21 protein-coding genes are annotated in these 22,066 nt (G+C 72.3%); 10 read left to right on the top strand and 11 right to left on the bottom strand.

Translation table 11 applies throughout. The features are described 5' to 3' along the window. Positions 1-33 precede the first annotated feature (33 nt). From ACFZBD_RS17785 to ACFZBD_RS17770, 4 genes are all read right to left on the bottom strand, one after another. A complete protein-coding gene (locus tag ACFZBD_RS17785; RefSeq protein WP_391140515.1) occupies positions 34-834 on the bottom strand; it encodes an SURF1 family cytochrome oxidase biogenesis protein in 801 nt (266 codons plus the stop codon). A gap of 179 nt (positions 835-1,013) precedes the next feature. Then, positions 1,014-1,247 carry a hypothetical protein gene (locus ACFZBD_RS17780; RefSeq protein ID WP_391140514.1) on the bottom strand — a complete coding sequence of 78 codons (234 nt, stop codon included), beginning with the start codon at positions 1,245-1,247 and terminating at the stop codon, positions 1,014-1,016. Positions 1,248-1,301: 54 nt separating this feature from the next. Then, positions 1,302-2,276, bottom strand: a complete 975-nt coding sequence (locus tag ACFZBD_RS17775; protein WP_391140513.1) for a DEDDh family exonuclease — start codon at positions 2,274-2,276, stop codon at positions 1,302-1,304. Positions 2,277-2,526: 250 nt separating this feature from the next. Then, on the bottom strand, positions 2,527-3,183 hold the full coding sequence (locus ACFZBD_RS17770; RefSeq protein ID WP_391140512.1) for a TetR family transcriptional regulator: 657 nt from the start codon (positions 3,181-3,183) through the stop codon (positions 2,527-2,529). 94 nt (positions 3,184-3,277) lie between these two features. Between ACFZBD_RS17770 and ACFZBD_RS17765 the strand changes: the two genes are divergently transcribed. The 6 genes from ACFZBD_RS17765 to ACFZBD_RS17740 all read left to right on the top strand — a co-directional run bounded on the left by ACFZBD_RS17765 (position 3,278) and on the right by ACFZBD_RS17740 (position 9,722). Further along, entirely contained in the window at positions 3,278-4,081 is an 804-nt protein-coding gene (locus tag ACFZBD_RS17765) for an acetoacetate decarboxylase family protein (protein WP_391140511.1), read from the top strand. Continuing rightward, on the top strand, positions 4,081-4,965 hold the full coding sequence (locus ACFZBD_RS17760; RefSeq protein WP_391140510.1) for an SDR family NAD(P)-dependent oxidoreductase: 885 nt from the start codon (positions 4,081-4,083) through the stop codon (positions 4,963-4,965). Before ACFZBD_RS17765 ends, ACFZBD_RS17760 begins: the two co-directional genes overlap by 1 nt. A gap of 10 nt (positions 4,966-4,975) precedes the next feature. After that, a complete protein-coding gene (locus ACFZBD_RS17755; RefSeq protein ID WP_391140509.1) occupies positions 4,976-6,256 on the top strand; it encodes an amidohydrolase family protein in 1,281 nt (426 codons plus the stop codon). Continuing rightward, a complete protein-coding gene (locus ACFZBD_RS17750; RefSeq protein WP_391140508.1) occupies positions 6,256-7,479 on the top strand; it encodes an amidohydrolase family protein in 1,224 nt (407 codons plus the stop codon). The genes ACFZBD_RS17755 and ACFZBD_RS17750 overlap by 1 nt, the downstream gene beginning before the upstream one ends. 145 nt (positions 7,480-7,624) lie before the next feature. Next, a complete protein-coding gene (locus ACFZBD_RS17745) occupies positions 7,625-8,539 on the top strand; it encodes a sterol desaturase family protein (protein ID WP_391140507.1) in 915 nt (304 codons plus the stop codon). Between the two features lie 139 nt (positions 8,540-8,678). Next, the gene (locus ACFZBD_RS17740; protein WP_391140506.1) at positions 8,679-9,722 is read left to right on the top strand and encodes a zinc-binding dehydrogenase; all 1,044 of its coding nucleotides are present in this window, start codon (positions 8,679-8,681) and stop codon (positions 9,720-9,722) included. 7 nt (positions 9,723-9,729) lie between these two features. Here the strand turns inward: ACFZBD_RS17740 and ACFZBD_RS17735 are convergent, their stop codons facing one another. Then, positions 9,730-11,163 (bottom strand): CoA transferase, encoded by a 1,434-nt coding sequence (locus tag ACFZBD_RS17735; RefSeq protein WP_391140505.1) that lies wholly within the window; start codon positions 11,161-11,163, stop codon positions 9,730-9,732. A 163-nt stretch (positions 11,164-11,326) separates the two neighbouring features. After that, positions 11,327-12,865: a S8 family serine peptidase gene (locus ACFZBD_RS17730; RefSeq protein WP_391140504.1), complete on the bottom strand. Its 1,539-nt coding sequence runs from the start codon at positions 12,863-12,865 to the stop codon at positions 11,327-11,329. A 283-nt stretch (positions 12,866-13,148) separates the two neighbouring features. Between ACFZBD_RS17730 and ACFZBD_RS17725 the strand changes: the two genes are divergently transcribed. From ACFZBD_RS17725 to moaA, 3 genes are all read left to right on the top strand, one after another. Beyond that, positions 13,149-13,523: a DUF485 domain-containing protein gene (locus tag ACFZBD_RS17725; protein WP_391140503.1), complete on the top strand. Its 375-nt coding sequence runs from the start codon at positions 13,149-13,151 to the stop codon at positions 13,521-13,523. Further along, positions 13,520-15,154, top strand: coding sequence for a sodium/solute symporter (locus ACFZBD_RS17720; protein ID WP_391140502.1), 1,635 nt, complete (start codon positions 13,520-13,522; stop codon positions 15,152-15,154). Before ACFZBD_RS17725 ends, ACFZBD_RS17720 begins: the two co-directional genes overlap by 4 nt. A 161-nt stretch (positions 15,155-15,315) precedes the next feature. Then, positions 15,316-16,305 carry a GTP 3',8-cyclase MoaA gene (moaA, locus tag ACFZBD_RS17715; protein WP_391140501.1) on the top strand — a complete coding sequence of 330 codons (990 nt, stop codon included), beginning with the start codon at positions 15,316-15,318 and terminating at the stop codon, positions 16,303-16,305. On the opposite strand, the gene ACFZBD_RS17710 is transcribed toward moaA, so the two are convergent. Beyond that, entirely contained in the window at positions 16,288-16,584 is a 297-nt protein-coding gene (locus ACFZBD_RS17710) for a hypothetical protein (RefSeq protein ID WP_391141180.1), read from the bottom strand. The two genes, moaA and ACFZBD_RS17710, sit on opposite strands and share 18 nt — an antisense overlap. A gap of 193 nt (positions 16,585-16,777) precedes the next feature. Next, the gene (locus ACFZBD_RS17705) at positions 16,778-17,182 is read right to left on the bottom strand and encodes a DUF3099 domain-containing protein (RefSeq protein ID WP_391140500.1); all 405 of its coding nucleotides are present in this window, start codon (positions 17,180-17,182) and stop codon (positions 16,778-16,780) included. A 182-nt stretch (positions 17,183-17,364) separates the two neighbouring features. On the opposite strand from ACFZBD_RS17705, the gene ACFZBD_RS17700 reads away from it, so the two are divergent. Continuing rightward, positions 17,365-17,640, top strand: a complete 276-nt coding sequence (locus tag ACFZBD_RS17700) for a GlsB/YeaQ/YmgE family stress response membrane protein (RefSeq protein ID WP_391140499.1) — start codon at positions 17,365-17,367, stop codon at positions 17,638-17,640. Positions 17,641-17,785: 145 nt separating this feature from the next. On the opposite strand, the gene tyrS is transcribed toward ACFZBD_RS17700, so the two are convergent. Genes tyrS through ACFZBD_RS17685 form a run of 3 tightly spaced genes read right to left on the bottom strand, consistent with a single transcriptional unit; the run spans position 17,786 to position 22,062 of the window. Beyond that, complete coding sequence (gene tyrS / locus ACFZBD_RS17695; protein ID WP_391140498.1) at positions 17,786-19,057, bottom strand: tyrosine--tRNA ligase; 1,272 nt, start codon at positions 19,055-19,057, stop codon at positions 17,786-17,788. Positions 19,058-19,111: 54 nt separating this feature from the next. Then, complete coding sequence (locus ACFZBD_RS17690; protein ID WP_391140497.1) at positions 19,112-20,503, bottom strand: metallopeptidase TldD-related protein; 1,392 nt, start codon at positions 20,501-20,503, stop codon at positions 19,112-19,114. Next, the gene (locus tag ACFZBD_RS17685) at positions 20,500-22,062 is read right to left on the bottom strand and encodes a metallopeptidase TldD-related protein (protein WP_391140496.1); all 1,563 of its coding nucleotides are present in this window, start codon (positions 22,060-22,062) and stop codon (positions 20,500-20,502) included. The genes ACFZBD_RS17690 and ACFZBD_RS17685 overlap by 4 nt, the downstream gene beginning before the upstream one ends. Positions 22,063-22,066 lie beyond the last annotated feature (4 nt).

Genomic DNA, 22,066 nt, shown 5'->3' with positions numbered 1-22,066 from the left:
AGAGGCAACGGTCAATCAGATGTCGGGAGTGGGCTACACCGCAGCCACAGCGGGCTCGGGGGCACCACTGCCACCGTCCGTATCGCGGGCGGCCTCGCGGTCGCGCTTCTCCCGGCGAACCAGGATCACCCAGCCGACCGGTACGCCCGACGCGAAGAGCCACCACTGCACGGCGTACGCCATGTGCGCGCCGATCGAGTCGTGGTCGGGCTCCGGGATCAGCTCGGGGGAGTCGCCGGCCGGTTCGGGCGCCGTCTGCTCCAGGTAGCCGCCCAGTACCTCACGGCCCGTCAGCTCGGCCTGCTGGGCGCTGTTGATCAGCATGACCTGACGGTCCGGCAGCCCGCGCAGGTCCTTGATGCCGCTGGCGCCGGTCGTCTCGTCGGCCTTGAGACGGCCGGTGACGGTGACCTCGCCCTGGGGGGCGGGCGGGACCTCGGGGTAGGCCTTCTGGTCGGGGGCGGCGGGGATCCAGCCGCGGTTGACCAGGACGGTCCGCCCGTCCTGGAGGACCAGCGGGGTCAGTACGAGGACGCCGATCTTCTCGTCGGCGGAGGTCCGGCGGCGGACGACGACCTCGTGCGCGGTGTCGAAGGTGCCGGTGGCGGTGACCGCCCGCCAGTAGTCGGCGCGGGGCACGGTGTGACCGGGGGAGGTGAGCGACTCGACGGGTACGGGCTTCGCCTGGAGGTTGTCCGCGATCAGGGCGTTCTGGGCGACCCGGCGCTCGTGCCGGTGGAACTGCCAGAAACCCAGCTCGATCATCACGGGGATGAGGACGAGGGCGATGAGGGTGAGGATCACCCACTGCCGGGACAACAGGAAGCGGTACACGCCGTCGACGGTACAACGTCGCGGACGGCCCCCTCGCGGCGGGTGCCGGAGGGGGCCGGACGGGCGCGGCGCAGACGGGGACGGCGCGGACCGGGCGGCGGACCCGTGTGATCCGGCCCACGGGAGGCCGCCCGCCTGAGCCCCGGGGGCCGGTCCGCCGCGCACGTCCGCCGCTACTTCTAGACGTGGTCGACGATGCCCACCTTTCCCTCCGCGCGGGCGCAGTGCCCGCCGCAGTACCACTTGCCCTGGACCTCGACGCCCTGGCCGATGATCTGGACCCGGCAGTGCTCGCAGATGGGCGCCATGCGGTGAATGGCGCAGGAGAAGCAGTCGAAGACGTGCACGGCGCCCTGCGCGTGCACCTCGAAGGACATGCCGTAATCGTTTCCGCAGACCTCACAACGTGCCATGCGCCACAGGGTGCTGTCCGGGGCCGGTGATGGCCGGGCGGCACGCCCGGCCGTTCACTCGTCTGCCGGGGCCACGTCCCGCAGCAGCTGGGTGAAGGCGGCCTCGTCGACGATCGGGGTGCCGAAGGCCTTGGCCTTGACCGTCTTGGACGTGGCCGCGTCGGGGTCGTTCGTCACCAGCAGGCTCGTCAGCCGCGAGACGCTCGACGCCACGTGGAGCCCCGCCTCGACCGCGCGGTCCTCCAGGAGCTCCCGGTCGACGGAGGTGTCGCCCGAGAACGCCACCCGCATGCCCTGTTTGAGCAGTTCGCCCGATGCGTACCGCCCGGGGTTCGGGTACGGGCACGGCGGACGCTTGCGTGAGGGGCGCCAGCTGTTCACGCGGTACGACGCCTGGTGGCCGATCCGGGGCGCGACCGGCGTCGCCGCCCACTCCGTCAGCGGCCGGCACTCGAGGAGCGGGAGCCGGACGTTCCGCTCGGCCGCCGTGTGCAGGCTCGGCCGGAACGCCTCGGCCAGCACCCGCGCGTCGTCCAGCGCGTTGTGCGCGCGCTGCTGGACGACGCCGAAGTGCGCGGCGAGCGACTCCAGCTTGTGGTTGGGCAGCGGGAGCGACAGCTCCTTCGACAGGGCGATGGTGCACAGCCGCTGGCGCACGGGCGCGGCGCTCTCGGCGCGGGCGTACTCCCGCGCGATCATCGACCAGTCGAACATGGCGTTGTGCGCGACCAGAACCCGGCCGTCGAGCCGCGCCGCGAACTCGGCGGCGATCTCCGGGAAGAGCGGAGCCCCCGCCAGCACGTCGGTGGTCAGACCGTGGATCCAGACCGGTCCGGGATCGCGCTCCGGGTTGACGAGCGTGTACCAGTGGTCCTCGACATTGCCCTGGGCGTCCAGGCGGTAGACGGCAGCGGACACTATCCGGTCGTCGCGGGCGAGTCCGGTGGTCTCCACGTCGACGACCGCGTACCCCTGTGGGTACGCGGCCGGCCACGTCGGCGCTGTCGTGCGGTCGTCGAGCATGGTCACTGAGAATACGGGCCGCCGCTGACAACGCGGTCCCCGGTGTCCCCTCCCGTGGCCGGAATCCCCCCCGCGGGGATGACGCCGACGGGTCACGGGCGGGCGTGCGCCGGGCAGTTCGGGACCGCGCGCCGAGGCCGACCGGCGGGCCGGGGCCCGTGCGACGCGCCCTCCGCCCGGCGGACCGCGCTCCCAGCGTCGCGCCTCGTGGCCCCGGCTCCGCCTACTCCGTCGTGCCTCGCGGCCCCGACCCCGCTCACCGCGTCGCGCCGTCCGTGGGCTCCGGCGGTCCGCCGGCCGTGCCCAGCAGGCCGTCCACCAGCGCCCGTACGGACGTGGTGAAGAGCCGGTCCGTGTCGACCGGGCGGGCCAGGGCGCGGGCGAGGGCGGGATCCGGGCCCGGCTGCTCGGCGTCCCAGAGGGTCTCCTCGCCCGGGGACTGGACCGGGCCCCGCTCCCGGTTGCGCTCCACCAGGACGTAGCCGACGACCTGGAACTGCACCGCCCGCACCACCTCCGCCGCCCGCGCCCCGCGCAGCCCCGCGGCGTGCACCTCGTGTGCCAGGGCGCGCTGGGCGGGCAGGAACATCCGCTCCGTCAGGCCCCGTTCGTGGACCATCGCCACCAGGTGCGGGCGGTCGCGCAGCTCGCGCCGGAGCGCGCGGGCCACCGAGACGATCCGGGTGGCGGGTGTGCCGCCGCGCGGCGTGATGGCGGCGAGGTCGTCGACGGTCCGCTCGACGAGGGCGTCGAGCAGGGACTCGCGGTTGCCCACGTGCCAGTAGATCGACGTCACGGCGGTGTCCAGCTCCGCGGCGAGCCTGCGCATGGTGAGGGCGTCGGGCCCGTGCCGCTTCACCAGGGCGGCGGCGGCCTCCACCACCTCCTCGCGGGTGAGTGCGCTGCGAGCCAAAGCTCCCCCTTCCGGTGCGTGCACGGCTCTTTACCCTTCTCGCGCGCCGGTGTAACTGTGTTACAGGCCGACACTCCCTGAAGGGTGGTACGTCATGGCACGAGTACGGTACGGGGCGCGCACCGAGGCCGAGATGGCCGCGGTCCGCGCACAGGGCTCCGCGCTCCCCGACATCTGGTCCACCGGGGTGGTGGCCGTCTGGGAGACCGATCCGGACGTGGTCGCGGCCGTGCTGCCGCCGCCGCTCAAGCCCACCGAGCGGCCGCTGGTGCGGGCCACCGTCTCCCGGGTGGAGCTCCCCGGCTACCCCCTCGGCGCAGGCTCGGTCTCCGTCGCCGCCGCCCACGGCGACCAGGAGGGCTGGTATCCGCTGGTCATGCCGATGACCCACGAGCGGGCCCTGACCGGCGGCCGCGAGGTCTTCGGCGAACCGAAGAAGCTGGGCCGGGTCGTCGTCGAGCGCGACGGGCTCGTCGTGCACGCCTCGCTCGGCCGCCACGGCATCGACTTCGTCGAGGTGCGCGGTGCGGTCTCCGGACCGCTTCCGCTGCCCGGACCCGCCGAGAGGACCGACTTCTACTTCAAGTTCCTCCCCGCCGTCGACGGATCGGGCTCCGGCTTCGACGCCGACCCCGTCCTCGTCCACTGCGTCCGGTCCGAGAAGGTCCGACGGCTGGAACAGGTCACCGGTGACGTGGTCCTGCGGGAGTCCATGTACGACCCCGTCGCCGATCTCCCCGTGCGCCGGATCGTCGGGATCACCCTCGGCGAGAAGACCACCGCCCAGAAGGGCAGGGTCGTCGAACGCGTCAGCGCCCAGGCCCTCCTCCCCTACATCCACCAGCGCTACGACGACCCGCGGCAGATCCTCGACGGGCCGCCGGAAGGGAGCGTGTGATGGAGCTGCGCGGGGGTCAGGTCGCCGTCGTCACCGGCGCCGCGAGCGGGATCGGGCTCGCCATGGCCCGCCGCTTCGCCGCCGAGGGCCTCGCCGTCGTCCTCGGCGATGTGGAGGAGGCCGCGCTCGACCGGGCCGCCGAGGAGCTGCGCGCGGACGGGGCGCGGATCCTCGCCCGTACCGTCGACGTCGCCGACGAGGGTTCGGTCCGGTCCTTCGCGGACGCCGCCTACGACACCTTCGGCGCCGTCCACGTGCTCTGCAACAACGCGGGCGTCGGCTCAGGCGCCGAGGGCCGCATGTGGGAGCACGAGCCCAACGACTGGAAGTGGGCCTTCTCCGTCAACGTCTGGGGCGTCTTCCACGGCATCCAGGCCTTCGTCCCGCGCATGATCGCCGGCGGCGAGCCGGGGCACGTCGTCAACACCTCCTCCGGCGACGGCGGGATCGCCCCGCTGCCCACCGCCTCCGTCTACGCCGTCACCAAGGCGGCCGTCGTCACGATGACGGAGTCGCTGTACGCGCACCTGAAGGCGGAGCACGCGCGCGTGGGGGCCTCCGTCCTCTTCCCCGGCCCGCACATGCTGCGCACCGGCCTGTGGGAGTCGCACCGCAACCGCCCCGAGCGGTACGCCAAGGAGCGCCCGCGCCGCACCCCGTACCGCAGCCTCGACCAGTGGGAGGCGGCCATGAAGGAGGCCGGGCACGAGGTCGCCTTCACCGCCGTCGAGGAGGTGGCCGAGCACGTCGTCGACGGCATCCGCGCCGACCGGTTCTGGATGCTGCCGGCGAGCGAGCACAGCGACCGGCAGATCAGGGCGCGTTCGCGGTCGATGCTCGACCGCTCCGACCCGTCGTACCTGGAGAGCTTCATCCTCGACTGAGGGGTGTCCCGTGAGCCATGACGACCCGTATCTGATCATCTCCTCCGACTGCCACGCCGGACTGCCCACCGAGGAGTACCGGCCCTACCTCGACCCCCGCTTCCACCGTGCCTTCGACGACTTCCTCGCCGGGCGCGAGGCCCGCCGCGAGGCCATGACCCGGCTCGGGGTGCGCAACGAGGACTTCGCGAACAAGTGGTTCAGCGACAACGAGGAAGGGCTCCGGGGCGGCTGGGACGCCGCCCAGCGGCTCAAGGAGCTCGACGGCGACGGCGTGGCCGCCGAGGTCGTCTTCCCCGACGCGGACGCCGTCGACAGCCGGACCGCCGCGCCCTTCGGCGTCGGCCTCGGCCTCTCCGGCGACCAGGACCCGGAGCTCGGCATGGCCGGCGCGCAGGCCCACAACCGCTGGCTGGCGGAGTTCGTGGGGCAGAACCCCGCGCGGCACTGCGGGGTGGCGCTGCTGCCGGTCACCGCCGACACCGACAAGGTCGTCGCCGAGATCCACCGGGCCAAGGAGTCCGGGCTCGGCGCGCTGATGATCCCGTCGATGTGGGTGGACAAGGAGCCCTATCACGACCGGCGTTACGACCCCGTGTGGGCGGCCGCGGCCGAGACCGGTATGCCGCTGGTCACCCACTCGGGCGCGGCGCCGCGCGAGGAGTACGGCGACCATCTCGGCATCTACGTCAGCGAGGTGACCTGGTGGCCCGCCAGGCCGCTGTGGTTCCTGCTCTGGTCCGGGGTCTTCGAGCGGCACCCGGGGCTGCGGTTCGGCGTCGCCGAGTCCGGCTGCTGGTGGCTGCCGAACCTGCTGTGGTTCATGGACCGGCTCTATCTGGGCGCCCACGGCGGCAAGAAGCTCTCGCCCTTCGCGGAGCTGCGACGGCCCCCGAGCGAGTACCTCGACCGGCAGGTCTTCGTCTGCGCCACCAACACCAAGCGACGAGAGCTGGCCCAGCGGTACGAGATCGGGGTCGACAACATCCTCTGGGGCTCGGACTTCCCCCACCCGGAGGGGACCTGGCCGGCCACGCGCGCGTGGCTGCGGAACACCTTCCACGACATCCCGGTGGAGGAGACCCGGCGGATGCTGGGTCTCGCGGCGGCGGAGGTCTTCGGATTCGATATCCGAATATTGGATCCGATCGCCCGTCGCATCGGCCCGACCCCGGCTGACCTCGGCCAGCCGGCGGACCAGACGGCGGTGGAGGCCTCCTGGGCCCGTTCCCGCGAGGTCGGCCGCCACTGGCTGACGGACCACGACTTCCCCGCCGTGGGGGTGGGCTGATGGACCGCTACACCGTCATCTCGGCCGACTGCCACGCCGGCGCCGACCTCCTCGACTACAGGCCCTACCTGGAGAAGCGGCACCACGACGACTTCGACGCCTGGGCCGCGAGCTATGTGAACCCGTACGAGGACCTGCTCGCCGACACCGCCGACCGCAACTGGAACTCCCGCCGCCGGCTCGCCGAGCTGGAGGCGGACGGCATCGTCGCCGAGGTCGTCTTCCCGAACACCATCCCGCCGTTCTTCCCGTCCGCCTCCCTGATGGCCCCCGCGCCCACCCGCGAGGAGTACGAGCGGCGCTGGGCGGGACTGCGCGCCCACAACCGCTGGCTGGCCGACTTCTGCGCGGACGCGCCAGGCCGCCGGGCGGGGGTGGCGCAGATCCTGCTCAACGACGTCGACGAGGCGGTACGGGAGATCAGGCGCGCCCGGGAGGCGGGTCTGACGGGCGGCATCCTGCTGCCGGGCACCCCGCCCGGCAGCGGGATCCCGGAGCTCCACTCGGAGTCGTACGACCCGATCTGGGCGGTCTGCGCCGAGCTGGGCGTCCCCGTCAACCACCACGGCGGCTCGGCCTCGCCGCCACTCGGCGACGAGCCGGCCGCGCGGGCCGTCTTCATGGTCGAGACGACCTGGTTCTCCCACCGGGCGCTGTGGCACCTGGTGTTCGGCGGCGCCTTCCGCCGGCACCCGGATCTCCGGCTGGTCCTCACCGAACAGGGCTCGGGCTGGATCCCCGGTGTGGTGGAGATGCTGGACTACTACCACGCCCGCCTGGTGACCGCCGCCTCCCGCACCGCCACCGCCGAGTCCAAGTTCGGCAGGGGACTGGCGGAGGCGACGGGCCGGCGCCCCAGCGAGGTCTGGCGCGACAACTGCTTCGTCGGCGCGAGCTTCATGCGCCCGCACGAGGTGCCGCTGCGCGACCGGATCGGCCTCGACAAGATCATGTGGGGCAGCGACTACCCGCACGACGAGGGCACCGCGCCGTACTCCCGCGAAGGCCTCCGCATCGCCTACGCGGGGCTGCCCCGCGAGGAGGTCGCCGCGATGGTCGGCGGCAACGCGGCCCGGGTCTACGGCTTCGACCTGCCGTTCCTGGACTCCCTGGCAGCCGTCCACGGCCCGACCGTCGCGGAGATCGCCGAACCCCTGAAGGAGATCCCGCCCGGCGCCACCAGCCCGGCGTTCGCCCCGGGCGGGTCGGTCCGCGTCTGGTGAGGGAGGGGGGCCGGGGTGCGGCGCCGGCGGTCGTACGCTGCGCGGTCCCTGTCGGAAGGTGCCAAAGCTTGCTGACAAGTCGTCTCGCATACTTGTCGGTAATCACGTCTAGCCGCGCCCGCCCCGCGCCCCTACCGTCGTCGGCATGCCGAACCTGCCCGATGTCGTGCTGTGGTCGATACCCGCCTTCGTGCTGCTCACCGTCGTGGAGGTGGTCAGCTACCGGCTGCACCCCGACGAGGACGCGGCCGGCTACGAGACCAAGGACGCCGCCACCAGCCTCGGCATGGGCATCGGCAGTCTCGGCTTCGACTTCCTCTGGAAGATCCCGATCGTCGCGATCTACACCGCGGTCTACGAACTGACCCCGCTCCGCGTCCCCGTCCTGTGGTGGACCATCCCGCTGATGCTGCTCGCCCAGGACTTCCTCTACTACTGGCAGCACCGCGGCCACCACGTCATCCGCGTCCTGTGGGCCTGTCACGTCGTGCACCACAGCAGCCGCAAGTTCAACCTCACCACCGCGCTGCGCCAGCCCTGGACCGCCCTGACGTCCTGGCCGTTCTACCTGCCGCTGGTCGCGCTCGGCGTGCACCCGGCCGCCCTCGCCTTCTGCTACTCGGTGAACCTCGTCTACCAGTTCTGGATCCACACCGAGCGCATCGACAGACTGCCCCGGCCCCTCGAGTACGTCCTCAACACGCCCTCCCACCACCGCGTGCACCACGCCTCCCAGGGCGGCTACCTCGACCGGAACTTCGGCGGCATCGTGATCCTCTGGGACCGGGTCTTCGGCTCCTGGGCGGGGGAGACCGAGAAGCCCGTCTTCGGCCTCACCAAGAACATCGAGACCTACAACCCCCTGCGGGTCGCCACCCACGAGTACGCCGCCATCGCCCGCGACGTCCGGGCCGCGACCGGCTGGCGCGAGCGCGCCGGGCGGGTCTTCCGCGGTCCCGGCTGGCAGCCGGCGCCACGGCCCGCCGCCGCCCCGCCCGCCGCCGCCCCGCAGCCCGGGCCCGCGCCGGCCGCCGGGCCCGCGCCGGAGCCGGCCGGATGAGCACGGCTCCGCGCGCCCTGCCGGGCGCCGCCGCCGCTGCCCGGGGCCTGCCGCCCCGCCCCGTACCTGCCGACCACCCGTCCGCGGCCGGGCGTACGGTGAAGGGCGTACCACCGACCGAGAGCAAGGACCGCCCGCCATGCGCGCCACCACCATCCACGCCCCGTTCGACCTGCGCGTGGAGGACGTGCCCGACCCGGTGATCCAGCGGCCCACCGATGTCGTCCTGCGGGTGCTGCGCGCCTGCGTCTGCGGCAGCGACCTGTGGGCCTACCGCGGCGAGTCCGCCCGGCAGCCGGGGCAGCGCATCGGCCACGAGTTCCTCGGCGTCGTCGAGGAAGCCGGCGCCGACGTCACCGGCTTCCGCCCCGGCGACCTCGCCGTCGCCCCCTTCGTCTGGTCCGACGGCTCCTGCGCGTACTGCGTCGAGGGGCTGCACACCTCCTGCCCGCAGGGCGGCTTCTGGGGCTCCGTCGGCTCCGACGGCGGCCAGGGCGAGGCCGTCCGCGTCCCCTTCGCCGACGGCACCCTCGTCGGGCTCCCCGCCGAGGCCGCCTCCGACGACCGCCTGCTCACCGCCCTGCTCGCCCTCTCCGACGTCCTGGGCACCGGACACCACGCCGCCCTCGGCGCGGACGTGCGGCCCGGCTCCACCGTCGCGGTCGTCGGCGACGGCGCCGTCGGCCTGTGCGGTGTCCTCGCCGCCAAGCGGCTGGGCGCCGAGCGGATCATCGCGCTCGGCCGCCACACCGTCCGGACCGACATCGCCCGCGCCTTCGGCGCCACCGATGTCGTCGCCGAGCGGGGCGAGGCCGCCGAGGCCGCCGTACGCGAACTCACCGGCGGCCAGGGCGCCCACGCGGTCATCGAGGCCGTCGGCACCGAACAGTCCATGCGCACCGCCGTCGCGATCACCCGAGACGGCGGCTCCATCGGCTACGTCGGCGTCCCGCACGGCAGCGGCACCGGACTCGACCTCTCCGTCATGTTCGACCGGAACATCGCCCTGCGCGGCGGCGTCGCGCCGGTCCGCGCCTACATCCCCGAACTGCTCCCGGACGTCCTCGCCGGCACCATCGACCCCTCCCCGGTCTTCGACCTGACCGTCGACCTCGAAGGGGTCCCCGGCGGCTACCGGGCCATGGACGAGCGCACCGCCCTCAAGGTCCTCGTCACGCCGTAGCCCCCGGTCAGGACCAGACCGGGGCGTCCGCCCCCGCGGCCCCCGGCGGGCGCGACCAGCCCGCCGGGCCCCCGTCGTACGTCACCGGCGACCGCGCGTGCCGCAGCCGCCCCAGCGGGCCGTCCGTCTCGGTCAGGTACCGCTCGGGGTCGTAGCGGGGGAGCGCGGTCGTCAGCCAGTGCCCGGTCTGCGCCAGCGCCAGGCGGACGAGGCGCGTGCCGCCGCCCTCCCGGTCCTGCTCGGTCAGCGACCGGAGCACCGCGGCCGCGAGGAGGTACCCCGAGCCGTGGTCCAGCGCCTGCGCCGGCAGCGCCCCCGGCCGCTCCGCCGAGCCCTCGGTGACCGCGATCCCCGTCGCCGCCTGCACCAGGCTGTCGAAGCCGCGCCGGTCGCCCCAGGGGCCGTAGTCGCCCCACGCCGACAGGCGGGCGATCACCAGACCGGGCCGGTGGAGGCCGAAGCGGTCCAGGGCGCCGGGGCGGTAGCCGGTGACCAGGACGTCGGCCGCGTCCAGGAGTTCGTCGAAGGTACGGCGGCCGGAGCGGCTCGTCAGATCGAGCGCGGCCGTCCGCTTGCCGATGTCGGTGTCGGCGTGCTGGTCGGGCAGTTCGGGGTTGCCCGGCGGGTCGACGCGCAGCACGTCCGCGCCGAGCAGGGCGAGCGTACGGGTGCCCACCGGCCCGGCGATGACCCGCGTCAGGTCCAGGACCCGCAACGGCCGTCCCCCCGGCCCGGCGAGCGCCCCGCCGAGGGAGGCCGGCCCGCCCGCCGCGGACCCCGCCTCCCCGCCCGCGAACCGCCTCGGGGCCGCGTCGTCGAGCCGTTCGCAGGTCAGCAGCGGCCGCGCCGCCACCTCCCGGCCCTGTGCGTGCCCGGCCCACTCCTCGGGCGTGCGCAGGGCGACCGCGAGGCCCCCGGCCGCGTACACCGCCGTCTCGACCTCCACGGCCGTACGCTCGCCGATCGCCGCCTCCAGGGCCTCCACCGACTCCTCGCGCACCCCCAGCGCCGCGAGCAGCGCCGCCCGGTGGTGCGGATAGTTCGCGTGCGTACGGACCCAGCCGTCGGAGGCCCGCCAGAAGCGGGAGAGCGGGGCGAAGGCGACCGGCGCGCGGCCGTCGATCCGCAGATGACGCTCGCTCACGAAGGCCGTGGCGACGGCCCCGTCGTCCACCCGGACCCGCGTACCCTCCACCCCGGCCCGCGCACCGCCACCCCCCGGGCCCGTACGCGCGCCCCCGGGGCCCGCGCCCTGCCCGCCCAGGCGCTCCACGGCGGCCAGCCCGGCGACGGCGACCGTGGCCCGGGCCAGGTCCATCGCGGGCAGCCGGGCCGGCAACAGCCCCGACGGGCCCTCGTACGTCACCCGGTCGAGGAGGGCGGGATCGCCCCCCAGGACGGCCCAGATCCGTTCCGTGGCATCGCGCACCGTCATGTCCATGCGCGCATGATGGCACGCGGTGCCACGCGAAGGACCGGGACGACGACCGACCGCCCCCGCGCCGAGGGCCCCATGACGAAGGGCCCCATGACGAAGGGCCCCGGTGCGGCGGGCTGCCGCACCAGGGCCCTCACTCCGGACCGGCAAAGGTCCGGCGGTCGTCCTACCGGCGCACGGCGTCAAGGGCGTCGATCAGCCCCGCGCCGTAGAAGCCGTTCTTGTTCTTGCCGCCCTCGCACACCGCGTCGATCGTGCCGTCGCCCTCGATGTCGTAGGGGTTGGTGCAGGCGCGGTCGTCGGCCTGCGCGTACAGCAGGGCCTTGAGCGCCGCCGGGCTCGCGTGCGGGTGGGTCGACTTCAGCAGCGCGAGCACGCCCGCCGCGTGCGGCGAGGCCATGGAGGTGCCCGCCTTGTAGTTGTAGCCGCCTTCGACCGTGGTCGACAGGATGCGGCCGTTGATCGCCGGGGCCTCCGGCGTCTGGTACTCGGTGCGGTCGCCACCGGGCGCCGCGATGTCGACGACCCCCTGGCCGTAGTTGGAGTACGAGGCCTTGAGGTCCTTCGCACCCGTCGCGGAGACCGTGACCACGCCCGGCAGCATCGCCGGGAAGTCGAGGCACTGCTGAGGGTCGACGACCCGCGTCACCGGCGTGGTGTCGTTCGGGCTGGTGGCGTCGGTGAGCTCGTCCGCCGCCAGGTCCATCTTGGAGTTGCCGGCCGCGGCGACGTTGACCGTGCCCTTGCGCTCCGCGTAGCGGGTGGCGCGGGTGACCGCCTCGATCAGTGCCTTCTGGTCGGCGTCGTTCTTGCACGCGAACAGCCACGGGTCGGTGTAGTAGCTGTTGTTGGTGATCTCGACACCGCGCTCGGCCGCCCACATGAAGCCGCAGACCACGGCCTCGGTGTAGAAGAAGCCGTCGGGGGTGGAGACCTTGATGCCGGAGACCTTCACGCCCGGCGCGACACCCGTGATGCCGATGCCGTTCTTGGCGGCGGCGATGGTGCCGGCGACGTGCGTGCCGTGGTCGCTCTCGCCCGGCTGGGGACGCCACGAGCCGGGCGTGGTGTCCGGGGCGCCGGTCACGCAGTTGGCGGACGCGGCGGCGTCGAAGTTCGGCGCCAGGTCCGGGTGGGTGTCGTCGACACCCGTGTCGATGACACCGACCGTGACCTTCTTGCTGCCCGTCGTCCGCTGGTGGGCCTTGTCCGCCTTGATGGCCGGCAGGTCCCACTGCAGGGGCTCCAGCGGGTCCTGCGCGTCGGTGGCGCCGGCCGCCGCGGCGGTGGCCTCGGCGGCGGTGAGCGCCTGGCCGCCCTCGTCGACGGAGGTGTCGGTCTGGACGGAGAGCGGCGCGGTGCGCGTCGAACCGGCCGACACCACGCCCTTGGCCTTGCGGATCGTCTTCGCGAACCCGGGGTTCTGCGAGTGGACGACTATCACGCCTATCTGGTCATAGGAGACGACCACCGTGCCACCGGCCGCGGCGATCGCCTTCTTCACCGAGGCGGCCGTCCAGCGGCCACCCTCGATGTTGACGACGTACGACAGCTTGGGGCCGTCCGTCGCCACGGCGGCCTTCGCCGGGGCATCGCTCAGTTCCGCGGCGGATGCGCCGGACGGAAGGAAGCCGAGCGAGGCCGTGAGCGCGAGACCGACCGGAAGAGCGAGTACTCGACCGCGTCTCGATCCCAGATGAGCCATGGGTTCTCCACATCATCCGTATGTACTGCCCGAACGCCGGTTGCGGGCGGGCAGGTGCATGACGAGTGAAGCTATCGCTGATCAACCCGGCCCTTCAATGAGTTCAGAAGACTTGATGAAGATCCCGGAGAAGAAAATCGTCGGCGGTGAACCGAGTCGCCCCGTCTCCCGTGCCGTTGTGCAGGGGAGGAGCTCCCTCCGCAGCTCCGTCCGAAGCTCCGCGTTCACCCGAGTGAGGCCCCTTTTGTCCATGCCCGACGCACCCGTGTCCCGAGGAGAATCCGTGGCCACCGAAGCACCGCCGCCGCCCCGAGAGGACAGGGACGCCCCGGGCGTCCCCGCCCAGCCCACGACGGAGGCGTTCGTCGCGGTCCAGGAGAGTGCGGAGTTCGGCGAACTGCGCCGCACCTACCGCTCCTTCGCCTTCCCCCTGACCGTCGCCTTCATCGCCTGGTACCTGCTGTACGTGCTGCTCTCCAACTACGCGGGCGGCTTCATGGGGACCAGGCTCTTCGGCAACATCAACGTGGCCCTGGTCCTGGGCCTCGGCCAGTTCCTGACCACCTTCCTCATCGCCTGGTTCTACTCGCGGCACGCGGCCGAACGCCTCGACCCGAAGGCCGAGGCCATCAAGTCCCGTATGGAGGGCGACGCGTGAGCAGCATCCTCGACACCGTCTCGCTGGCGGCCGGCAACGCCACCAGCGAGCACCGGCCGCTGATCATCACCCTCTTCGGCGCGTTCGTCGTCGCCACCCTCGTCATCACCGTCTGGGCCGGCCGGCAGACCAAGAGCGCCGCGGACTTCTACGCCGGCGGCCGCCAGTTCACCGGCTTCCAGAACGGCCTCGCGATCTCCGGCGACTACATGTCCGCCGCGTCCTTCCTCGGCATCGCCGGCGCCATCGCGCTCTACGGCTACGACGGCTTCCTCTACTCGATCGGCTTCCTGGTCGCCTGGCTGGTCGCGCTGCTCCTGGTGGCCGAACCGCTGCGCAACTCGGGCCGGTTCACCATGGGCGACGTCCTGGCCTACCGGATGCGCCAGCGCCCGGTCCGCACCGCCGCCGGCACCTCCACCATCGTCGTCTCGATCTTCTACCTGCTCGCGCAGATGGCCGGCGCCGGTGTGCTCGTCTCGCTGCTCCTCGGCATCACCAGCGACGGCGGCAAGATCGCCATCGTCGCACTGGTCGGCCTCCTGATGATCGTGTACGTCACCATCGGCGGGATGAAGGGCACCACCTGGGTGCAGATGGTCAAGGCCGTCCTGCTGATCGCGGGCACGCTCCTGATCACCTTCCTGATCCTGCTGAAGTTCGGCTTCAACCTCTCCGACCTGCTCGGCGCCGCCGCCACCAACAGCGGCAAGGGCCAGGCGTTCCTGGAGCCCGGCCTCAAGTACGGGGTCAGCGAGATCTCCAAGCTGGACTTCCTCTCGCTCGGCATCGCGCTCGTCCTCGGCACGGCCGGCCTGCCCCACATCCTGATCCGCTTCTACACGGTGCCGACCGCCAAGGCCGCCCGTAAGTCGGTCAACTGGGCCATCGGCATCATCGGCGCCTTCTACCTCATGACGATCGTCCTCGGCTTCGGCGCCGCCGCCCTGCTCAAGAACAGCGACATCATCGCCTCCAACAAGGCGGGCAACACCGCGGCCCCGCTGGCCGCCCTGGAGGTCGGCGGCGGCGCCGGCTCCACCGGCGGCGCGATCCTGCTCGCGGTGATCTCGGCCGTCGCCTTCGCCACCATCCTCGCGGTGGTCGCCGGACTGACCCTGGCCTCCTCGTCGTCCTTCGCGCACGACATCTACGCCAACGTCATCCGGCGCGGCAAGGCCACCGAGAAGGAGGAGGTCCGCGCGGCCCGCTGGGCGACGGTCCTCATCGGTGTCGTCTCGATCGCCCTCGGCGCGCTCGCCCGCGACCTCAACGTCGCCGGCCTGGTCGCCCTGGCCTTCGCCGTCGCCGCCTCCGCCAACCTGCCCACCATCCTCTACAGCCTGTTCTGGAAGCGGTTCACGACTCAGGGCGCGCTCTGGTCGATCTACGGCGGTCTGATCTCCTCGGTCGTCCTGGTGCTCTTCTCGCCGGTCGTCTCCGGCAAGCCCACCTCGATGTTCAAGACCGTGGACTTCTACTGGTTCCCGCTGGAGAACCCCGGCCTGGTCTCCATCCCGCTCGGCTTCCTCCTCGGCTGGCTCGGCTCCCTCCTCTCCAAGGAGGGTCCGGACAAGGGCAAGTACGCGGAACTCGAGGTCAAGTCCCTCACCGGTGTCGGAGCGCACTGATCCGCATACGGTCAGCGATCGGCGGACGGCCGCGTCGTAGAGTTCTACGACGCGGCCGCGCCGGTCCTGGTGACAATCGTCCATGCGCGTTGTCGGTGCGCTCACGTAGGCTCGGGAACGTACGGAACATCCATCGCGACACCAAGGGGAGGGGGCCCACAGTGCTCATCGACACCTACGGCCGGGTCGCCACCGACCTGCGTGTCTCGCTCACGGACCGGTGCAACCTGCGCTGCACGTACTGCATGCCGGAAGAGGGCCTGCAGTGGCTGGCCAAGCCCGACCTCCTCAGTGACGACGAGATCGTCCGGCTGGTCCGTATCGCGGTCACCGACCTGGGCGTCACCGAGGTCCGCTTCACCGGCGGCGAGCCGCTGCTCCGTCCCGGCCTGGTCGGCATCGTCGAGCGGTGCGCCGCCCTCGAGCCGCGCCCCAAGATGTCCTTGACGACCAACGGCATCGGCCTCAAGCGCACGGCCGCCGCCCTGAAGGCGGCCGGCCTGGACCGGGTCAACGTCTCCCTCGACACCCTGCGGCCCGAGGTCTTCAAGGCGCTGACCCGCCGCGACCGCCACCAGGACGTGCTCGACGGCATGGCCGCCGCCCGCGACGCCGGCCTCACCCCCGTCAAGGTCAACGCCGTCCTGATGCCCGGGCTCAACGCCGACGAGGCCCCCGAGCTGCTGGCCTGGGCGGTGGAGAACGCCTACGAAATGCGCTTCATCGAGCAGATGCCGCTCGACGCCCAGCACGGCTGGAAGCGCGACGGCATGATCACCGCCGGGGACATCCTGGAGTCGCTGCGCACCCGCTTCACGCTGACCGCCGAGGGCGACGAGGAGCGCGGATCGGCGCCCGCCGAGCGCTGGGTCGTCGACGGCGGGCCGCACCGGGTCGGCGTCATCGCCTCCGTCACCCGCCCGTTCTGCCGGGCCTGCGACCGGACCCGGCTCACCGCCGACGGCCAGGTGCGCACCTGTCTGTTCGCCACCGAGGAGACCGACCTGCGGGCCGCGCTGCGCTCGGACGCCCCGGACGAGGAGATCGCCCGGATCTGGAAGCTGGCGATGTGGGGCAAGAAGGCCGGTTCGGGCTTGGACGACCCGAGCTTCCTGCAGCCGGACCGCCCGATGTCAGCGATCGGCGGCTGAGCCCCCGGGGTCCGTACCGCCGGGGTTCGTCCCCTCGGGGCCCGTACCGCCCGGGGCGTCGTCCGTGGCGCCGGCCGCCTCCCAGTCGGCGAGCGGCACGACGTCCTTGAGGAAGCCGCGGACACCGAGGAACTGCGAGAGGTGCTCGCGGTGCTCCTCGCAGGCGAGCCAGGTCTTGCGACGCTCCGGCGTGTGCAGCTTCGGGTTGTTCCAGGCCAGCACCCAGACCGCGGCGACACGGCAGCCCTTGGCGGAGCAGATCGGGGTCTCTTCACTCACCGGATTGATCACCGGGACATTGTCCAACAAGGGCGATGCCGGGCAGCCACGGGGGGAGCTGCCCGGCATCGGTCCGTCGCTCCGACGGGGGATGCGGAGCGCGTAGGAAGTATGTCACGGGACATGGGGTGTGGTGCACCGGAACTTCATGATTGATCTGAGCATTTCTTGAGCTTTTCCAGCCCTTTGCTGATCAACTCTGCCCGTACGCGCGATCCGTGGGGGTGCCCTCCGCGCTCGCCGTCGAGCCCTCCGTCGGGCCCCCGGTCGAGGCCCCCGGCGAGCTTCCGGCCGGGCTTTTGGGCGTCGGAAGCTCGGGGCGCGTCGGGGCAGGAGTGAAGGTGGAGGGGAGGGACGGCGCGCGCTCCCGGCCGGCGTTGGCGATCACCACGGAGATGTAGGGGAGCACTGCGCCGAGCACCAGCGCCACGACGGCCACATGCCGTTCGACGTTCCAGAGCGTGGCGGCCGCGATCACGGCCAGCGTCCGTACGGACATCGAGATCACATAGCGCCGCTGGCGGCCGCGTACATCGTCGGCCAGTCCCTGACGGGCGCCGGTGATCCGGAACACCTCGGTTCCGCCACGCTTGCGCATCGCGCTCACCACCCGGCATGTCGCGCCGGACGCTCCCCGGTCCGGACCTCGCCTCCACGGTACGCCCGCGGCTCGGGCCGGAGGAGACCGGGTCACGTATGGACCCGTCCGACATGCGGCGTATGCCCGCCGGGCCGAGACTGGGCCCACATGCGCAGAGTGCGCCGCGTCAGGAGGCGACCATGAGCTGGCTGTGGGCAATCATCGTGGGTCTGGTGCTCGGTCTGATCGCCAAGGCGATCCTGCCGGGCAAGCAGCAGATCCCCCTGTGGCTGACGACCGTTTTCGGGATCCTCGGCAGTGTCCTCGGCAATGCCGTGGCGACCTGGATCGGGGTCAACGACACCAAGGGCATCGACTGGACCCGTCATCTGCTCCAACTCATCGGCGCGGTCGCGGTGGTGGGCGTCGGCGACATGCTGTGGGCCTCGATCAAGGGCAACAGACGACGGGCGTGACACCGCGCTCCCGGAGCGGCGCCGCCTGACGGCTCCGCGACCGGCACGGCGCCGTACGACGACGGCCCGGCACACGCGTCAGGCGTGCACCGGGCCATCGTCGTGTCACCACGGGGCCGTCGTCAGGGCACCGGGGCCGGGCCCGTCAGCTCCCGGCGGCCAGCTCGATCGCCGCCAGGTTCTTCTTGCCCCGGCGCAGCACCAGCCAGCGGCCGTGCAGCAGCTCGTCCGCCGATGCCTCGGCGTCCTCGGCGGTGACCTTGACGTTGTTCACGTAGGCCCCGCCCTCCTTCACCGTCCGGCGCGCGGCCGACTTGCTCGGCGCCAGGCCGACCTCGGTGAAGAGGTCCACGACCTGCCCCAGCTCCGCCACCCGCGCGTGCGGCAGCTCGGAGAGCGCCGCCGCCAGCGTCGCCTCGTCCAGCTCGGCCAGGTCGCCCTGTCCGAAGAGCGCCTTCGAGGCGTTGATCACGGCCGCGCACTGCTCGGCGCCGTGCACCAGCGTCGTCAGCTCCTCGGCGAGCGCCCGCTGCGCGGTCCGCGCCTGCGGCCGCTCCGCGGTGAGCTCCTCCAGCTCCTCCAGCTCCTCACGGGACTTGAAGGAGAGGATCCGCAGGTAGGTGGAGATGTCCCGGTCGTCGACGTTCAGCCAGAACTGGTAGAACGCGTACGGCGTCGTCATCTCGGGGTCCAGCCAGACGGCCCCGCTCTCGGTCTTGCCGAACTTCGTGCCGTCCGCCTTGACCATCAGCGGCGTCGCCAGCGCGTGCACCTCGGCGCCCGGCTCAAGCCGGTGGATCAGGTCGAGCCCCGCCACCAGGTTGCCCCACTGGTCGGAACCGCCCTGCTGCAGCGTGCAGCCGTGCCGCCGGTACAGCTCCAGGAAGTCCATGCCCTGGAGCAGCTGGTAGCTGAACTCGGTGTAGCTGATGCCCTGCTCGGACTCCAGGCGCCGGGCGACGGAGTCCTTGGTCAGCATCTTGTTGACCCGGAAGTGCTTGCCGATGTCCCGCAGGAACTCGATCGCGGACAGGCCCGCGGTCCAGTCCAGGTTGTTCACCATGACCGCGGCGTTCTCCCCCTCGAAGGAGAGGAACGGCTCGATCTGGGTCCGCAGCCGGTGCACCCAGTTCGCGACCGTCTCGGGGTCGTTCAGGGTGCGCTCGGCCGTCGGCCGCGGGTCGCCGATCTGGCCGGTGGCCCCGCCGACCAGCGCCAGCGGCCGGTGACCGGCCTGCTGGAGCCGGCGGACCGTGAGCACCTGGACCAGGTGACCGACGTGGAGACTGGCGGCGGTCGGGTCGAAACCGCAATAGAACGTGACGGGACCGTCCGCGAGAGCCTTGCGCAGTGCGTCCTCGTCGGTGGACTGGGCGAACAGCCCGCGCCACTTCAGCTCGTCGACGATGTCCGTCACGATCTTCGGTCTCCTTGGTTGATGGTCGTCACGCCGTGACTCAGTCTATGGGGGTCAGACACCCTTGCTGACCGAGCTCATGTTGAAGTCCGGCACCCGCAGGGCCGGCATCGCCGCCCTGGTGAACCAGTCGCTCCACTCGCGCGGCAGGGTCTTCTCGGTCCGGCCCGCCTCCGAGGCCCGCGACAGCAGGTCCACCGGCGACTCGTTGAACCGGAAGTTGTTCACCTCGCCGACGACCTCGCCGTTCTCGACCAGGTAGACGCCGTCCCGGGTCAGACCGGTCAGCAGCAGCGTGGCCGGGTCGACCTCGCGGATGTACCAGAGGCAGGTCAGCAGCAGTCCCCGCTCGGTCGAGGCGACCATCTCCTCCAAGGAGCGCTCGCCGCCGCCGTCCAGGATCAGGTTCCCGGCACTCGGTGCCAGCGGCAGCCGGGTGAGCGCCGCCGTGTGCCGGGTGGTGATCAGGCTCTCCAGCCTGCCCTCCCGTACCCAGTCCGTGGCCGCCAGCGGCAGACCGTTGTCGAAGACGGACGAGTCGTCGCCGGAGGAGTGCGCGATGACGAACGGCGCGGACTCCAGACCGGGCTCGTTCGGGTCGCTGCGCAGCGTCAGCGGCAGCGGGGAGAGCTTTTCGCCCAGTCGCGTGCCGCCGCCCGGCTTCGAGAAGACCGTCCGCCCCTCCGCCGCGTCCCGGGCGGCGGAGGACCACAGCTGGTAGATCAGCAGATCGGCCACGGCCGTCGGCGGCAGCAGCGTCTCGTACCGCCCGGCCGGCAGCTCGATCCGCCGCTCCGCCCAGCCGAGCCGCCGCGCCAGGTCGGCGTCGAGCGCCGCCGGGTCGACGTCCTTGAAGTCGCGCGTGGACCGCCCGGCCCACGCCGAGCGCGAGCGGTCCGGGGACTTGGCGTTCAGCTCCAGGGTCCCGTTCGGCTGGTCGTGGCGCAGCCGCAGCCCCGTCGACGTGCCGAGGTAGGTCGAGGTCATCGTGTGGTGGGCGAAGCCGTACAGCTCACGGCCGCCCGCCCGGGCCCGGGCGAAGGCCTCGCCCAGGGCGGGCGCGAAGTCCGTGAAGACCGCCGAGGTCGTCTCGGCCGGCCCGTCCGCGAAGTCCGGGGAGGCGTCGATGCCTTCGATCAGCGGCTGCGCGTCCTCGGCGGGCCCGGCGGCCCGCGCGGCCGCCTCGGCGGCCCGCACCAGCGGCTCCAGATCCTCCGGGGTCACGGCGGAGCGCGAGACGACACCCGAGGCGGTGCCCTGGGAGCCGTCGACCGTCGCGATGACGGTGAGGGTGCGCCCGCGGGTCACGCCGTTGGTGGTCAGCGTGTTGCCCGCCCAGCGTAGATTGGCCGAGGACTCCTCGTCGGCGAGGACGACACACCCGTCGGCGCGGGACAGCTCCAGAGCCCGCTCGACGATCTCGTACGGCTTGCTGACGCGGCTCATCGACCGGCCTCCTGCGTCGTGTTAAGGATGTTGACACCGCGGAACAGGGCGGACGGGCAGCCGTGCGAGACCGCCGCGACCTGGCCCGGCTGTGCCTTGCCGCAGTTGAAGGCGCCGCCCAGGACGTACGTCTGCGGGCCGCCGACCTGCTCCATCGACCCCCAGAAGTCGGTCGTCGTCGCCTGGTACGCGACGTCCCGCAGCTGCCCCGCCAGCCGGCCGTTCTCGATGCGGAAGAAGCGCTGGCCGGTGAACTGGAAGTTGTACCGCTGCATGTCGATCGACCAGGACCGGTCGCCGACCACGTAGATGCCGCGCTCGACGCCGCCGATCAGGTCCTCCGTCGACAGGCCGCCCGGGTCGGGCTGGAGGGAGACGTTCGCCATGCGCTGGACCGGGACGTGCCCGGGGGAGTCGGCGAAGGCGCAACCGTTCGACCGCCCGAGACCCGTCAGCCTCGCGATCCGCCGGTCCAGCTGGTAGCCGACGAGCGTGCCGTCCTTCACCAGGTCCCAGCTCTGCGCCTCGACGCCCTCGTCGTCGTACCCGATCGTCGCGAGCCCGTGCTCGGCGGTGCGGTCACCCGTCACGTTCATGATCGACGAGCCGTACGCCAGCTTCCCCAGCTGGTCGAAGGTGGCGAACGAGGTCCCGGCGTACGCCGCCTCGTAGCCGAGCGCGCGGTCCAGCTCGGTGGCGTGGCCGATCGACTCGTGAATGGTCAGCCAGAGGTTCGACGGGTCGACCACCAGGTCGTACCTCCCCGCCTGCACGCTCGGCGCCCGCATCTTCTCGGCCAGCAGCTCCGGGATCCGCTCCAGCTCCGCGTCCCAGTCCCAGCCGGTGCCGGTGAGGTACTCCCAGCCCCGGCCGGCCGGGGGCGCGATCGTCCGCATCGAGTCGAACTCGCCGGTCGTCTCGTCGACGGCGACGGCGGTGAGCTGCGGATGCAGCCGCACCCGCTGCTGGGTGGTGACCGTGCCCGCCGTATCGGCGTAGAACTTGTTCTCGTGCACGGTCAGCAGCGAGGCATCCACGTGCGCCACGCCCTCCGCCCGCAGCAGCCGCGCGCTCCAGTCGGCGAGCACCGCGCTCTTGTCGGCGTCGGGGATGGTGAAGGGGTCGATCTCGTACGAGGAGATCCACGTCTTCTCCGCGTGAACCGGCTCGTCCGCGAGCTCCACCCGCTCGTCCGAGCCGGCCGCCGCGATGACCTTGGCGGAGAGCTTGGCCATGGCGACCGCCTGCGAGGCGACCTTCGCGGCCCCGTCCATGGTCAGGTCGACCCCGGAGGCGAAGCCCCAGGCCCCGCCGTGCACCACCCGGACCGCGTAGCCGAGGTCCGTGATGTCCGAGGAGCCGGACGGCTTGGCGTCCCGCAGCCGCCAGGAGGCGCTGCGGACCCGCTCGAGGCGGAAGTCGGCGTGCTCGGCGCCGAGTGCGCGGGCGCGGGCGAGCGCGGCGTCGGCGAGCGCGCGCAGCGGCAGCGCCGTGAAAGCCGCGTCGATGGAATGAGGCACGAATGTCTCCTGTCGTGTGACACCGGTCGCCCCGATCATGTCG

Origin of the sequence: Streptomyces sp. NPDC008121 (genome assembly GCF_042957155.1) — a bacterium.
Lineage (GTDB): Bacteria > Actinomycetota > Actinomycetes > Streptomycetales > Streptomycetaceae > Streptomyces.
Note: the sequence above shows the minus strand (reverse complement) of the source record. Positions and strands in the feature narration are given on the sequence as shown.

Bases quoted from the DNA above. Each gene is read 5' to 3' on its own strand.
- ACFZBD_RS17780 (WP_391140514.1), bottom strand. From the start codon at position 1,247: ATGGCACGTTGTGAGGTCTGCGGAAACGATTACGGCATGTCCTTCGAG.
- ACFZBD_RS17765 (WP_391140511.1), top strand. From the start codon at position 3,278: ATGGCACGAGTACGGTACGGGGCGCGCACCGAGGCCGAGATGGCCGCG.
- ACFZBD_RS17760 (WP_391140510.1), top strand. From the start codon at position 4,081: ATGGAGCTGCGCGGGGGTCAGGTCGCCGTCGTCACCGGCGCCGCGAGC.
- ACFZBD_RS17750 (WP_391140508.1), top strand. From the start codon at position 6,256: ATGGACCGCTACACCGTCATCTCGGCCGACTGCCACGCCGGCGCCGAC.
- ACFZBD_RS17745 (WP_391140507.1), top strand. From the start codon at position 7,625: ATGCCGAACCTGCCCGATGTCGTGCTGTGGTCGATACCCGCCTTCGTG.
- ACFZBD_RS17740 (WP_391140506.1), top strand. From the start codon at position 8,679: ATGCGCGCCACCACCATCCACGCCCCGTTCGACCTGCGCGTGGAGGAC.
- ACFZBD_RS17735 (WP_391140505.1), bottom strand. From the start codon at position 11,163: ATGGACATGACGGTGCGCGATGCCACGGAACGGATCTGGGCCGTCCTG.
- ACFZBD_RS17730 (WP_391140504.1), bottom strand. From the start codon at position 12,865: ATGGCTCATCTGGGATCGAGACGCGGTCGAGTACTCGCTCTTCCGGTC.
- ACFZBD_RS17705 (WP_391140500.1), bottom strand. From the start codon at position 17,182: ATGCGCAAGCGTGGCGGAACCGAGGTGTTCCGGATCACCGGCGCCCGT.
- ACFZBD_RS17700 (WP_391140499.1), top strand. From the start codon at position 17,365: ATGAGCTGGCTGTGGGCAATCATCGTGGGTCTGGTGCTCGGTCTGATC.
- ACFZBD_RS17690 (WP_391140497.1), bottom strand. From the start codon at position 20,503: ATGAGCCGCGTCAGCAAGCCGTACGAGATCGTCGAGCGGGCTCTGGAG.
- ACFZBD_RS17685 (WP_391140496.1), bottom strand. From the start codon at position 22,062: ATGATCGGGGCGACCGGTGTCACACGACAGGAGACATTCGTGCCTCAT.